13 protein-coding genes are annotated in these 13893 nt (G+C 48.7%); 6 read left to right on the top strand and 7 right to left on the bottom strand.

Annotated features, from left to right (window positions below):
• Positions 1-2: 2 nt before the first annotated feature.
• Both QEH59_RS06520 and QEH59_RS06515 read right to left on the bottom strand, forming a co-directional pair.
• Complete coding sequence (locus QEH59_RS06520) at positions 3-1106, bottom strand: type IV pilus twitching motility protein PilT (protein ID WP_308984556.1); 1104 nt, start codon at positions 1104-1106, stop codon at positions 3-5.
• Positions 1107-1108: 2 nt separating this feature from the next.
• Positions 1109-2551 carry a type IV pilus twitching motility protein PilT gene (locus tag QEH59_RS06515; protein WP_308984555.1) on the bottom strand — a complete coding sequence of 481 codons (1443 nt, stop codon included), beginning with the start codon at positions 2549-2551 and terminating at the stop codon, positions 1109-1111.
• 77 nt (positions 2552-2628) lie between these two features.
• On the opposite strand from QEH59_RS06515, the gene QEH59_RS06510 reads away from it, so the two are divergent.
• From QEH59_RS06510 to QEH59_RS06490, 5 genes are all read left to right on the top strand, one after another.
• Positions 2629-2850, top strand: a complete 222-nt coding sequence (locus QEH59_RS06510; protein ID WP_308984554.1) for a SlyX family protein — start codon at positions 2629-2631, stop codon at positions 2848-2850.
• 47 nt (positions 2851-2897) lie between these two features.
• Positions 2898-3731: a 1,4-dihydroxy-2-naphthoyl-CoA synthase gene (gene menB / locus QEH59_RS06505; RefSeq protein WP_308984553.1), complete on the top strand. Its 834-nt coding sequence runs from the start codon at positions 2898-2900 to the stop codon at positions 3729-3731.
• The gene (locus QEH59_RS06500; RefSeq protein ID WP_308984552.1) at positions 3731-5242 is read left to right on the top strand and encodes an endonuclease/exonuclease/phosphatase family protein; all 1512 of its coding nucleotides are present in this window, start codon (positions 3731-3733) and stop codon (positions 5240-5242) included. Before menB ends, QEH59_RS06500 begins: the two co-directional genes overlap by 1 nt.
• Positions 5243-5332: 90 nt before the next feature.
• Positions 5333-6871 carry a methionine--tRNA ligase gene (gene metG / locus QEH59_RS06495; RefSeq protein ID WP_308984551.1) on the top strand — a complete coding sequence of 513 codons (1539 nt, stop codon included), beginning with the start codon at positions 5333-5335 and terminating at the stop codon, positions 6869-6871.
• Positions 6872-6889: 18 nt separating this feature from the next.
• A complete protein-coding gene (locus QEH59_RS06490) occupies positions 6890-7255 on the top strand; it encodes a nucleotide pyrophosphohydrolase (protein WP_308984550.1) in 366 nt (121 codons plus the stop codon).
• Between the two features lie 10 nt (positions 7256-7265).
• Here the strand turns inward: QEH59_RS06490 and QEH59_RS06485 are convergent, their stop codons facing one another.
• Together QEH59_RS06485 and QEH59_RS06480 are read right to left on the bottom strand one after the other, a co-directional pair.
• Positions 7266-7487: a DUF4032 domain-containing protein gene (locus QEH59_RS06485; protein WP_308984549.1), complete on the bottom strand. Its 222-nt coding sequence runs from the start codon at positions 7485-7487 to the stop codon at positions 7266-7268.
• Positions 7488-7589: 102 nt separating this feature from the next.
• Positions 7590-8663 carry an Mrp/NBP35 family ATP-binding protein gene (locus QEH59_RS06480; protein WP_308984548.1) on the bottom strand — a complete coding sequence of 358 codons (1074 nt, stop codon included), beginning with the start codon at positions 8661-8663 and terminating at the stop codon, positions 7590-7592.
• 135 nt (positions 8664-8798) lie between these two features.
• Here QEH59_RS06480 and QEH59_RS06475 point away from each other — a divergent pair, with 135 nt between their 5' ends.
• Entirely contained in the window at positions 8799-9992 is a 1194-nt protein-coding gene (locus QEH59_RS06475) for a hypothetical protein (RefSeq protein WP_308984547.1), read from the top strand.
• 403 nt (positions 9993-10395) lie between these two features.
• Here the strand turns inward: QEH59_RS06475 and QEH59_RS06470 are convergent, their stop codons facing one another.
• The 3 genes from QEH59_RS06470 to QEH59_RS06460 all read right to left on the bottom strand — a co-directional run bounded on the left by QEH59_RS06470 (position 10396) and on the right by QEH59_RS06460 (position 13889).
• Positions 10396-10728 carry a hypothetical protein gene (locus QEH59_RS06470; protein WP_308984546.1) on the bottom strand — a complete coding sequence of 111 codons (333 nt, stop codon included), beginning with the start codon at positions 10726-10728 and terminating at the stop codon, positions 10396-10398.
• Between the two features lie 342 nt (positions 10729-11070).
• Positions 11071-12450 carry a sulfatase family protein gene (locus QEH59_RS06465; protein WP_308984545.1) on the bottom strand — a complete coding sequence of 460 codons (1380 nt, stop codon included), beginning with the start codon at positions 12448-12450 and terminating at the stop codon, positions 11071-11073.
• Complete coding sequence (locus tag QEH59_RS06460; protein ID WP_486679434.1) at positions 12447-13889, bottom strand: sulfatase family protein; 1443 nt, start codon at positions 13887-13889, stop codon at positions 12447-12449. The genes QEH59_RS06465 and QEH59_RS06460 overlap by 4 nt, the downstream gene beginning before the upstream one ends.
• Positions 13890-13893 lie beyond the last annotated feature (4 nt).

Below are 13893 nucleotides of genomic sequence, written 5' to 3'. Positions count from 1 at the left end.
GGTTAAATTTCGTAGCCTTGCGGAAAGTTACCAAGCCGTTGCGCTTTGTTCGCTTGCTGCATATGCTTTTCGAAAATACTCTTGTTAGTCGCTTTCATGTAGGCTTCTTGTGCACTGATCTGTTGTGCTTTCAGCAGGCGTTCCAATGAGGCATCCATGGTGATCATTCCTTGCTGCATGCTACCTTCGATGATCTGACGTATGCGACTGATTTTACCACTGCGTATACAGTTGGGTAAGGCATCGTGCTGTAGTAGTATTTCGTGGGCAGCGATGCGGCCACCAGATATTTTTTTGCAAAGTATTTGTGAGATCACGCCGTTTAGACTGGCCCCTAGCATCGTCCTGACTTGGTTTTGTTCATCTGATGGAAAGGCGTCAATGACCCGATCAATTGTCATCGGTGCGTTATTAGTGTGGAGTGTTCCAAATACGAGCATGCCCATTGAGGCACAATTGAGTGCTAAGCGGATCGTTTCCGCATCGCGCATTTCGCCGACCAGCAAAATGTCTGGATCCGCCCGCATGGCTCCGTTTAGAGCCGCGGCGAATGAGTGACAGTGCTCGCCGACTTCACGGTGTACTATGACGCTTTCCTTGTTTGTATGGACGAATTCGACTGGGTCTTCAATGGTGATAATGTGCTTGCGGCACTGCTCATTTATTAAATCGATCATCGCGGCCAGAGTGGTGGATTTTCCGCTGCCAGTCGGGCCGGTGACAAATACTAAGCCAGAGCGTGCAAAACACAGTGTTTGAATGACTTCGGGGAGTGCTAGCGTTTTAAAAGATTTAATTTCTGCTGGAATCAAGCGTAGCACAGCTGCGATACCCCAGTGATTGTAGAAAAAATTCGCTCGAAAGCGATCTCCTGTCTCTATGCCATATGCGAAATCCAGTTCTTTTGATGTTTTGAATTCTGCCCATTTGTCAGATTTACAGAGCTCTTTTAGCATTCGCGTCAAGCGGTCTGCTGTCAATGGCGTGTCATCCAGGTTCTTAATTGCTCCGGAGATACGGGCTCTGATGGGGGTGCCTATGGAGAGATGTAGATCGGAACCTTCACGATCCAGGAGTTGGTGCAGATACTGGTCGATGAGCGGCATCGTTAATTAGACAAATGCGTGGGCTTTTGCAGCATAATGAGTTCACGCAGCTGTGCGCGTTTCATATCACTTCTGAGGTTTGTGAGGGCCACTTCGTCACTAATTCGATCGCTTTCCCAGAGCGATAAGATTGATTTATCCATTAAGCGCATTCCTTCCGCTGCGCCAGTTTCCATGACATTGACGAGGCCCTCTGATTTATTTTCCTGAATTAAGCTGCGAACTGCTGTGTTATTGAGTAAAAGCTCATAGGCCAATGCCATCTGCCCATCGCTGGCAGCTACTAGACGCTGGCATATGATCCCCCTGAGGGCATGAGAGAGCATTATACGTATATTGGTTTGTTGTGACGCGGGAAATACATCCAATATGCGATTCAGTGTGTTGGCCGCGTCGCTGGTGTGTAAGGTGCCGATGACAAGGTGCCCGGTCTCAGATGCGGTTATTGCCATTTCAATGGTTTCCAAGTCTCGAAGCTCGCCAATGACAATAATATCCGGATCTTGACGCAGTGCACTCTTGAGCGCCCCTGCGAAGCTATGGGTGTGAGCACCCACTTCACGCTGTGTGATTTGACAGCTTTTTGAGGTTTGCACGATTTCAATCGGCTCTTCCACTGCAATCAAATGTTCCTCACGTGCGCAGTTGATGTCGTCAATCATCGCTGCCAGCGTCACACTTTTACCCGAGCATATGGGGCCCGCGACTAGTATTAGACCATTGGGATAAGTGAGTAATTTGCGAATTGGTGCCAAGTCTTCAAACCCGAGTTCCACCAGGCGTGGCACCTTGTTGGGGATCATTCTATAGGTGCCTGCTATGCCTTGTTGGTGGGAAAGTAAGTTCACTCGGTAGCGCTTTCGCAGCCCCAGCGTGAGCGCAAGGTCTAAATCCTGTGTCGCTTCAAACTCGTTGAGTTGCGCATCGGTGAGCAGTGCTAAATTTAGAATTCGGGAGCTCATCGCAGATAAGGGCTGCTCATGCAAATATTTTAACATGCGGTTATGACGCACAAAGGGACGAGCTCCCGCGCAGAGATGTAGGTCTGTGCCACCCATTTCGTGGATGGCAGGAAGCAGTTGGCGCATCAATTCAGTTGCTTGCTGACGCTCTTCGATACTATGCAGGCGATTCATGTCGGGCATCGAATTCGGTAGCTGAAATGCGCCCTGAGGTTTGATCTCCGAAGCGGGTGTCAAGCGACTGGAGAAGGAAGTAAATGGATCCTGAGGCGCGCTTTCATTCTGCGCTTTTTCATAGGCGATTCCCACCAGCTCCTGTAACGCATCGAAATCGACACAGGCTTTTTCACGGAGTAATTCTTCGGCGAAAGGGACAATTTCTGCAGCGTCGCCCAGTGATTGAGCTACCGTCAAACAGGGTTGCAGTGAAAAAAGCTTCTGCTCTAATCCAAGAATAACCAACCATTGTATCTCCTGTTTCAATGGCCTAATCTTATTACAAATTTTTTAAAGCGTTCAATCTTTATTAGCTTTCTTCATCTTTTCAATCTCCCCATCTTATGTCTGTTAGCCACGAAACCTATCAATCCTTGGAGACGCGTATCGCATTTCTGGAAAAACATGTCGCGGAGCAGGACGCGGAAATGTATCAATTGTCTAAGCGTGTGGATGCACTGGTGAAAGTGGTTAAAGAGCAAAAGGCACAGTTAGCTGCTGCCGCTGACTTGAACGCTCAGGGGGGCGGCGATATGCCTGCGGACGAAAAACCTCCGCATTATTGAGCGCAAGACTGTTGTCTTTAGACCTTTTTCCGTTCTAGCTTGCAGCTATGAATTGGAAACAAGTCCGTGAGTTTGAAGATATTATTTATGAAAAGTGCGATGGCATTGCCAAGGTAACTATCAATCGCCCTCATCGGCGGAATGCATTTACGCCAGATACGGTCGCTGAAATGATCGCAGCATTCGCAGACGCAAAGGATGATACGTCGATTGGAGTTGTGTTGCTCACAGGTTTTAATCCACAGACAGATGGCAAATTTGCCTTTTGCGCTGGAGGTGATCAAAAAATACGTGGTCACAAAGCTGGTGGCTACGTGGGTAAAGATGGTGTGCCACGACTCAACGTGTTGGATCTGCAAAAACTGATTCGTTCCATGCCTAAGGTGGTTATCGCCTTGGTGGCAGGGTATGCGATCGGCGGCGGGCATGTTCTACATGTTGTCTGTGATATGACGATTGCGGCTGATAATGCAGTATTTGGACAGACGGGGCCGAAGGTGGGCAGTTTTGACGGAGGTTTTGGAGCGAGTTATTTGGCTCGTATCGTCGGACATAAAAAAGCCCGCGAAATCTGGTATCTATGTCGACAGTACAATGCGCAGGAAGCATTGGATATGGGCTTGGTTAATAAGGTGGTCCCTTATGAGGCCTTGGAAACGGAGGGCGTTCAGTGGGCGCAGGATATTTTACAGCACAGCCCACTGTCGATTCGCTGCCTGAAAGCAGCATTTAATGCAGATGTGGATGGTCAGCAAGGCTTACAAGAGCTGGCTGGGAATGCGACCTTACTTTACTATTTAACAGAGGAGGGGGAAGAAGGGCGAAAAGCATGGAACGAAAAGCGCGCTCCCAATTACAAAAAATATCCATGGCTCCCCTAATGAGTACAATTCGATTCATCTGCCTTTGTACGCTTGTTTGGGGGCTATGGACGGAATCTGCCATTGGAGCGCCTCAGGATGGCGGGGGCTTTACTGTTGTTACGTATAATGTCGAAAATCTCTTCGATGTGGATGGAGTCGCTTTGTTTGATGACTATAAGATGGGGCCGGATGCCGGCACGTCTGGTTACAGTCGCCGAAAGTTCCAGACTAAATTGCAGGGGATCACTGATGTACTAAAAACCATCAATGCAGGTGCTGGGCCTGAAGTGCTTCTTCTTCAAGAGCTTGAAGCGGATTTTACTCCCGATTCCACAGTCGCTGATTTTGAGGCGTTCCTTCTGCAGCATCGTGACCAGACAGTTGCGAGTATGTTGGGGGCAGATTGGTTGCCCCAGTATGCGGGATACCCCGCAGTTGCTTGGTTGCTCAAGTCATTGAGTGATGCTGGCTTGACCGGTTATGAGGTCGTGACTGCTCCGGCACGCGGAATGGATTCTGGCGTTGCGCATACTAATGCTGTATTTTCCAAGTTTCCGATACGAGCTGTCGAGCGGCACCCGCTGGTGCAAGCGCGCGATATTATCGCAGCGGAGCTCGATGTTGCAGGGCATCCGCTTTTTGTTTATGTGAATCACTGGAAATCTGGTGCTTCGAATCCAGCCCGTGAGCCGATTCGTGTGGAGAATGCACGTGTCTTGCGGCAACTGCTAGATGCTCGTCTTGCTGAAGATCCTCATGCCGATGTCATTGTGGCTGGTGATCTTAACTCTCATTATAATCATTCGATTCTGAATCCGGGCATAGAAACTGGCATCAACGATGTGTTGGGCTCCGCTGGCGATGAGAGCTTTGCGCAGAATGATTTATATAATCTATGGTTCGAATTGCCTTCGAACTTGCGTTTTTCTGAGGTTTGGCGCGGGCATCGTGGTACGCTGATGCACATGCTGCTTACTTCTGGTCTCTACGACGATTCTGGCATCAGCTATGTCGATGGAAGCTTTAGTAAACTAATTGTGCCAGGTTTGAACACAGATGCGATTGGGCGTCCCATCAGATGGAGCTTTGCTGGCGACACTGGTAGTGGTGTCTCCGATCACACGCCACTGTATGCTCGCTTCCGAGTTGGTGCTTTTCAAACCACCGCGGCCTTCAGCCGCGGAGATGACGCCCCTGATTATGAGCCTCGACTGAATGTTTCAGAATACCTCGGCAGTCTGGATTTGCCGGATGGTGGATTCTTGAGTGATTTAAATGATACGGAATTAGCGCCCTACGTCGCTCATTTATTCACAGTGAAGGCGATCGTGAAGAGCCTTAAGCCCTTTAGGATTCAGGTAGGTGAGCGAGTGTGGCCAGCATATTATGTGGACCGAAGCATGTTAGCTGAAGGTGGTTTGCCGGATTATCAGAAAAATAATGCAGGTAAGGTTCGTCTCGTTGTGCAGCCAAATTTTTACTACGGTAAAAGTCAGCTAATTGTTGAAGATATTCTCGGTGAGTGGTAGCTCAAACGATGTCCGTAAAGTTTTGTTTTACATTTACCGAATCCCGCGCTTGCGCCCCTGTATGAAATCACCCAAGTTCCACGGTTTCTTATGAGCAAAAAGTTCTATATTACTACCGCGATCGATTACGCTAATGGCTCCCCGCACCTAGGGCATGCCTACGAAAAGGTGTTGACTGATATTGTCGCACGCTTCCGGCGCTTGATGGGCGATGAGGTCAAGTTTTTAACTGGTCTCGATGAGCACGGCCAAAAGGTGCAGATGTCTGCTCAGAAAGAGGGGGTGGCTCCGATTGAGGTCTGTGATCGTTTGGCCGAGGAGTTTCAAGGTCTTTGCTCTGCGCTCCATATCTCGAACGATGACTACATACGTACGACTCAGGAGCGGCATAAGACTGTGGTACAAGAGATTCTGCAGAAGCTCTATGATAAAGGAGAAATCTATAAGGCAGATTATAACGGCTTTTACAGTGTGCGCCAAGAGCAGTTTGTGACAGAGAAAGAGAAGGTCGATGGGAAATGGCCTGAAATATACGGCGATGTGGTTGAGGTCACAGAGAGTAACTACTTTTTTAAGCTCGCACAGTATCAAGATTGGTTGGTTGATACCATTAAGACTAATGAGCAAATGATTTATCCGCGCTTCCGCAGTGCGGATGTGCTGCAATTTCTTAAGGAGCCACTCAATGATCTGTGTATTTCCCGGCCTAAGGAACGCTTGGAGTGGGGGGTCGAGCTGCCTTTCGATCCGGATTTCGTGACTTATGTGTGGTTTGATGCGTTGACCAACTATATTACTGCGGCGGGTTATGGGAGCGAGGAATTTGATCAGCATTGGCCGGCGGACTATCATGTCATCGGTAAAGATATATTGGTGCCACCTCATGCGGTTTACTGGCCCATTATGCTCAAGGCGCTTGATATTGAGTTACCAAAACACTTTCTGGTGCACGGTTGGTGGCTGAGTTCTGGCTCTAAAATGTCGAAGAGTACGGGCGAAGTGGTGAACCCACTGGATCTCATCGATCAGTTCGGTGCCGACGCTTTCCGCTATTTTGTTACCCGTGAGATGAATGTTGGGCAAGATTCTGAATTCTCGATCGAGCTCTTTATGAGTCGCTACAATAGTGATCTTGCTAACGACTTGGGGAATTTAGTGAGTCGCTTGCTTAATATGGCGGGACGTTACGCGGAGGGTGTGGTGCCTGCCGCTGAGATTGAAGAAGCTCCAGAAAAAGAATTGAAGACTTTGTGGACGACAACGGCTGCTGAGCTGGTTTCGCTCTTTGAAGATTTTCAGTTCCACAAGGCGCTGGACCGTATCTTTACTTTTGTTTCCGGTATCAATCGCTACGCAGAAACACGTGCTCCCTGGAAACTGGCCAAGTCTGAGCAGGCTGCAGATCAGGCGGCACTTCGGACTTCATTGGCGACTATGGCTGAGGCATTACGACTTGCGGTAGTGATGTTAACCCCAGTTATGCCAGAGATTTCAGACAAAATTCGCGGGCTCATTGGCGCCGAGAACTTCGAGCGACTTGAGGGGCAGTTGGTGTGGGGCGATACCTTGGCTGGCAAGGCAATCGGCGAGAAGACCATTCTTTTCCCACGTCCAGAGCGAAAGGTCTAGGCTGCTTGCCTGATTTGTATGAGCGACGCCGACACACCGTTGCAAGCTGTCAAAGACCGGGTTTTGGCCTTTGCGCGAGAGCGTGATTGGGAGCAATTTCATTCGCCTAAAAACCTGTCAATGGCGATTGCTGCAGAGGCGGCCGAACTCATGGAGCACTTCCTTTGGCAGGGACTTGAGGCTTCGCGCTCTGACGTTCAGACTGATCAGATACGTGCGAAGGTGGAGGAAGAATTAGCCGATGTGCTGATTTATGCCATCGAGTTTGCCAATGTTGCAGGCCTCGATATCAGTGAGATTATCGATAAAAAAATGCAGCGGAATGCTGAAAAATATCCCGTAGCTAAGGCTAAGGGGCGCAGTGTAAAATACACTGAACTGTAATCGTATTGGTTTATTTACCTAATTTTTTGTTTCGGGCACCGCGCCAGCTCGCGCGGTGCTTGCGAATCCAATCGAGTAGAGCCCGCTCGAAGCCGATATCTTCACCTTGCTTTTCAGATTCCAGCCATTTATGACGCAAGATTTCTTCGCGCTCTGCTAGGAACTCTTGATATAGAGTCGATCGCTGCGCAAACCCTTGATTAGGACAGACATCGGAAGTTGAATTGGGCATATCTTTATTCTCCTTGCTCATACTACTGATCGCGTATCTCGTAACACAAACTTGGAAAACTACATAGAATCTGTTTTCTGGCTAGCCTAAAACAGAGAGGGATTATTTTTTAACAAGACTGTTAAGTACTTGTCTTGCAATCTCCATAAATACTTTTGCGGCCTTGGAATCAGGATCGCTGATGACTATGGGGATGCCCTTGTCACAGCCGATGCGAATATTCTGGTCGATCGGTAGCTGTCCCAGTAGGGGTGTTTCAAGGCTTTGGGCTGTCTCGCTACCTCCACCTTCACCGAATAGCATCTGACGTGATCCATCGGGTGCTTCTAGGTAGCTCATATTTTCAATCACTCCTAGCAGTGGCACGCTCACTTTATCAAACATGCGTGCGCCGCGCCGTGCAACATTGGCTGCGGCGGGCTGAGGAGTCGTGACGATTACCGCTCCCTCTAGTGGTAGCGTTTGTACCAATGAAAGCTGGGCGTCGCCAGTGCCGGGGGGAAGGTCGACGACCAAAATCTCCAATTCACCCCAATTCACGTTCTGAGCAAATTGTTGGATTGTTTTCATGATCATGGGACCACGCCAAACTACGGGGGTGTCTTCGTCCACCAAGAATCCCATCGACATCGTTCGCACGCCGAAATTCTCGATCGGTACGATCATGTCATTCTCAAGCTCGGGGCGACCTGCCGCGCCAAGCATGAGCGGAATCGAGGGGCCGTAAATGTCGCAGTCCATGATGCCCACTCCCGATTTACCTGCTTCCTCTAGTAGGCGTTGTAGCGCACAGGCCAAATTAACCGTGACCGTTGACTTGCCGACACCGCCCTTGCCACTGGCTACTGCAATCGCATATTTTACCTTCTGCATCGCTTGGCTGTTGCTTGGCTGACTCCCAGCTGCGCCCGCTGAAGAAGGTTGCTGCTGCGGCTGTGAAATTTCCATGCGCACTTTGACATCTTGAATGCCATCTAGAGCGCCGACCGCACTTTTGATATCTGCTGCGATTCGTTCTGGAATCGTTGAATCTGCCGTTGTGATCTCGACACCAATCAGCACCTTGCCATCCTCTATTTCTACCTCGCGAACAAGGCCGAAAGAAACGATGTCGCGGCTGAAACCTGGGAATTTGATGCTTTTTAGGGCGGTTTGGATTTGTTCTTTATCTGCCATAGCTTTTCCCTAGCAAAGTGAAACTCTCTGGCGGCAATTCAACTCGAAACGTATAAAATTTGTCTTTTGTAGAAATCTATTCACAAAGTTGATTTTCATTTGCGATTTACCTGCCCTTTCGACTACTTCGTGATTATGCGTTTTATAGCTCTCTTTATTCTCACATTCTTTTCCCTGTCGCTTGCCCCTCAAGCGGCTTTTTCTGAAACAATTCAACTCCAGGATCTGGTTCGAGATGGAGAGGGGCAATTGGCCCTGGTGATCAACAGTAGCGATGCGAGTATCAGCACGCTGGCGCGCCGTGCGTTCAATTTGCATGGGGGCTATGTCGTGACATCCGGCGAGAATGCAGCCTTTGTCATTAAAATTGAGCCCGCAGGCGCCTCATCAGTCTTGTTAACTGTTGGGTCGGGGCAGCCATACACTGAGCAATTGCGCCGCACCGTTTCTGGCACGGATTTACAAAATGCAGTATTACGCAGTTGTGACCTAGTGGTTGAGGCAACTTTACAGACGAAGGGCTTCTTTGCCGGTCGTCTCGCCTTTGTTGGTAAACAGCGCGGTATCTCTGAAATTTATACCAGTGATTTACTTTTTAGTCGAGTTCGTCCACTGACTCGGGACCGTTCCTTGGTCACCGGGCCCAAATGGGCCCCAGATGGTCGTCATCTAGTCTACACCACCTATTTCAAAAGTGGTTTTCCAGATATCTACATGTTGGATATCAATACGGGACGTAAGACCCCGATCGCGACTTTTAAGGGCTTGAATACAGGCGCAGTCTTCAGTCCTGATGGCCGTCAGATTGCGATGGCACTTTCGGGAACTGGTAATTCCGAGATTCATGTTACCGACAGCCGCGGCAAAAACGCGCGTCGTTTGACTACTAATAAGAGTCTTGAAGCCAGCCCAAGTTGGTCGCCAGATGGTCGCCGCTTGGTTTACACCTCCGATGCTCCAGGTAAGCCGCAACTCTATGAGATTTCAAGTACCGGTGGGCCGGCGCGTCGTCTGCCCACCAATATCAGTAACTATTGTTCCGAACCAGTTTGGAACCCTGTTGACGAGAATTTAATCGCCTTCACTGCGGTCGTTAGTGGTGGTTTTCAAATCGCACTTTACGATGCAAAAGCGCGGAGTAGCAAGATCCTGACCAAAGGACCATCTTCTCTTGAGCCTGCATGGTTACGTGATGGCCGTCATCTTGTGTTTACTCAGCGCAACAGTGCCAGTACGCGTTTAATGCTGTTGGATACATTGACTGGTAAGGTCAGTCCATTGCATAAGCCAGCCTTCGGTGACGCATCCTCTGCCAGTTACGTTTATTAATATTTACCCCGGATAATTCATTAATAAATTACGCTCGGCTCTTAGGGCGGCCGAAGAAACAAGGGCAACGATGTGCGATTGTTGCCGAAGCGTTTTTGAAGAAACACGGTCTGGGTGAATTGGTTTCAAATGCGATGTATTATATTAGAAGTCTAATGACACTACAATCACTTATACATTTTGAATACTCGTTTTCAAAAACGCGTTTGAATAATGTGAGTTCAATGAATTCGGACCTAAATCCTTATGCAGATGAAGTGCAGCATCGGTCACAATTGCTGAGAGCTCTTCGACATTACTTCGTGGCTTCGCCTTCTTGAGAGTTATTTGTGCTGGATGCGTCTGAATTTATGGGCTGAGACAGTCAATGAGGTGTCACGCGCAATTGCGAAGTTTTCATAGCTTACATTTTTCGAGAGTGCCAGCCGGATTGGTCAAAGTGCATCAAGCGACCTAAATCTTCAGGTCGCTGTTCCCAATGCTGGGGTAATTCAAGCCCGCAATAGGGACAATGGCTGACTTCCAGCATGGTTGTCCAAAGGGCTTCTCCGACTTCTTCCAGATGGTGATTCGCCTCCAAGTCGGCCTGCGTTGCTTCACGCTGAATCTCCAAATGCCAGGTGGGGAATTCTCGCAATAGGGTAGAGCAGTCGTCCAAATAAAGGCTGACGCCCTGCGCTGGGAAATTGGGGCACTGGTGGGTCTTTGACAGATGCTTCGATTCTGTATCGTTCATCGTTAATTTTTATTCTGTGAATTTGGCCTCATTTTGGTTTCTTGTGCGTTTGACGTGATAGAAATTCTTTTTTCTCGCGGCGGATTATTTTACTGCCCACGATGGCCATATATTAGGGTCATTTTGATGAGTGAGTCCTTTAGGGATCTCGCCTTCACGAATGAGCAAGGCGACTTGTCGGGGCTCGTAAATCAGCAGTGAGCGATGGGGAGGCCTCGGTAGATTTGAGCGGTCGAAAATGTGCTTTCTAAATCAGTGTTGTCTGATAGTCCGCTTCATGCCACGCGTCGCCAATCGATCTAGGTTTGGTGGTCTGGATTACGGGATTGTTATAGCCCATTGTCATGTTGTGCTGTTGGTCTGCCGTTCAAGATTACTTCTGATTGAGGCGTGTGACTTCGAGTTCCATAAATTCGATAATTCGTAAGGATCTTCGATTAAATTGTATAGTTCTCCATAGTCGCGATTTGGATAATGAACTAGCTTATATTCTTTATTTCTTATCATCGTCATGCATTCAATATCTGGAAGTTGTGTGCATCCTCCATGTTCGGCATAGACATATTCGCGTTCCGGTCTTTTATTTTCGAGAACAGATTTTGCGTTGATGGCATCACCGCTATCTTCGAGCTGAACACCGGCGAGTTCAAAGAGCATCGGGACTAAATCCATTTGAGCGATTAATTGCTTGGAGCGTTGGCCTTCTTTGAGTCGACCGGGAGCCCATATGATTGCTGGAACGCGGATGTTTTCGTCATACATGGTCCATTTTTCAATCTGGCGATGATCTCCCAGTGAATCGCCGTGATCGGATGTGAAGATGATGATTGTGTTGTCCAGGCGTCCATTTGCCTCCTGTTTGGCGATGATCTCGCCGATTTGTTCGTCAATCATCGCGACATTCGCTGCGTAGTATTTACGCAAGCGCCTTAATTGTTCAGAGGTAGGGCGTTCGTTCCACATGATACCGTCGTGATTACCTTCGATCATAATCTGACGATACTGTTTGAGCGGAAGTATTTCATCTCCTGGCTCATATTCCGGGGGGAATGGAATCTTCGACTCGTCGATTAAGTTTAAATACTCTGCAGGTGGATCATACGGAGTGTGTGGACCGGGGAAGCCAATCTGCATGAATAAAGGACTGTCGTCGAGTCCATCGAGCAACCATTTTGCTGTTTTGGCGACGTAGTAGTCGTAATGGAGTTCTTTATCCAGAGGCCAAGCGAAGGCGCCAAGGTTTGTTGTGTAATCGGGCGCGCGTGGTGTGGTTAGTCGATTGGGTGGTGTTTTGCCAAGTTGCTTGAGATGCTTATCGTAGTCGTCATAGAAACGTGGCTCATTAAAACGATCTTTGTTTTCTACGATGAATCGCTGATCAAACCCGCATTTGGCATCGAAAGGCTGCGTATGCATTTTGCCGACATTGAGTGTTCGATATCCCGTGTCTTTGAACAGTTGCACCCATGAGGTCTTCCAGAGGTCGCCGTTTTTCATCGGGCCAATTTTGGAGGGCCACTGCATGTTGAAGAAACTGGCCCTTGAGGGCACGCAAGAGGGTGCCGCGCAGTAGCACTGCTCGAAATAGACTCCTTCATTGGCAAGTCGGTCTATGTTCGGCGTGTGTCCCCATCCATGGTCAGCGCATGTAATGCTGTCCCAACGTTGTTGGTCTGTGATGATAAGGAGTATGTCTGGCTTTTGCATTAATTGGTCGATCATGTGGGGATCCTGTCTGATTGAAATCGGGTCAATCCACCTTCGCGTTTATCTATCCAGTCGAGTATGGTCTGTATCATAACTCGCTTGGTTGCTTGGTATTCCTGTATGTTCCATAGATTGTTGGTTTCGTATGGATCGGCTGTCATGTTAAACAGCTGACCTTCCGCGGATAGGTCGTCATTGGCTTCATCGTGGTAGAGACATAGTTTAAAGTCCCCCTCACGTAGCATCGTCGCAGATACGGGAATATATTGGCTTCCTTTCGATGAATTACCGTATCCTGTGTGGCGGTATGCGCAGATCGCTGTGTTGCGAGGCGGGCAAATATTTTGGCCGGTGAGGTAAGGGAGTAGGCTTTTGGAATGAGGTAAGAATTGCTTCCTGAGGGGCGTGGAAATGCCTGCCGCTTCGACAATGGTTCCTGCGAGATCATTTAATTGAACGAATGCATTTGTATGCTGATTTCCTTTGATCTGTTTGGGCCAACGGATGAGGAGAGGGATACGCGTGCAAGGATCGTAAAAGAAGGCTCCTTTGGCCATCAAGCCATGGTCGCCGAGCATGTCGCCGTGGTCGCTGGTGAAGATTACAATCGTATTTTCCTTCAGATCGGCGTTTTCGAGTGTTTTAAGGATGCGTCCAAATTGTTCGTCAATAAACGAAATCGACGCATGGTATCCGAGGCGGAGGTCATGAATGTCAGCTTCATCTTGAGGATGTCTCGCCATATAGCCCATTCGACGCTCCAGCAAAATCCCTTTGGGCAGAGTCGAGTCATCTGAGCGAGGAATTGGTTTTCTTATTTTTGTCTGGTCGATACGGGCTGCGACCTCTTTGGGGTAATCGTCGTAAGGGTCATGCGGGTCGAATACACTGGCGATACATAAGAATGGCGTATCGCCACCTGATTGCTCGTTTAGAAAGTCGATGGTTGCGTCGGCAGTCCATCGAGTTGCATGCAATTCATTTGGGAAATGACCAATTCTTCGACCTTTCTCTCCGAGTTCTTGGAGGAAATTCGGGTTCTTTTCTTTGAGCCATTTTGCATATCCGTTGAAAGCGCTGCCAGTATGTATTGCCGGCTCATGGCACCACTGGTAAGTGTCGAAGCCATCATTTGGGTGCCGCTCTCTGTGTTCGATGACGCGACTGCTGACATGCTGTTTGCCGAAAAGGGCAGTTTTGTAACCTGCCTGTCTGAGTAGCTCGGGAAACATCATTTGGCGCTGATCTAGAACATCCTCGAGTTGCATGACCCCATGATCTGGAAGTTCGCCTCCAGTCATCAGACTTGCACGCGACGGAGTGCAAATCGGATTATTGCAATAGCACTGGTCAAAGCGTATGCCTTCACTTGCTAGCTTATCGAGGTTCGGTGTCTGCGCTTCAGGAGCACCGTATACCCCCAGACTATCCCAACGTTGTTGGTCTGTAATCAAGAGT

Source organism: Thalassobacterium sedimentorum (assembly GCF_031127905.1).
Lineage (GTDB): Bacteria > Verrucomicrobiota > Verrucomicrobiia > Opitutales > Coraliomargaritaceae > Thalassobacterium > Thalassobacterium sedimentorum.
Note: the sequence above shows the minus strand (reverse complement) of the source record. Positions and strands in the feature narration are given on the sequence as shown.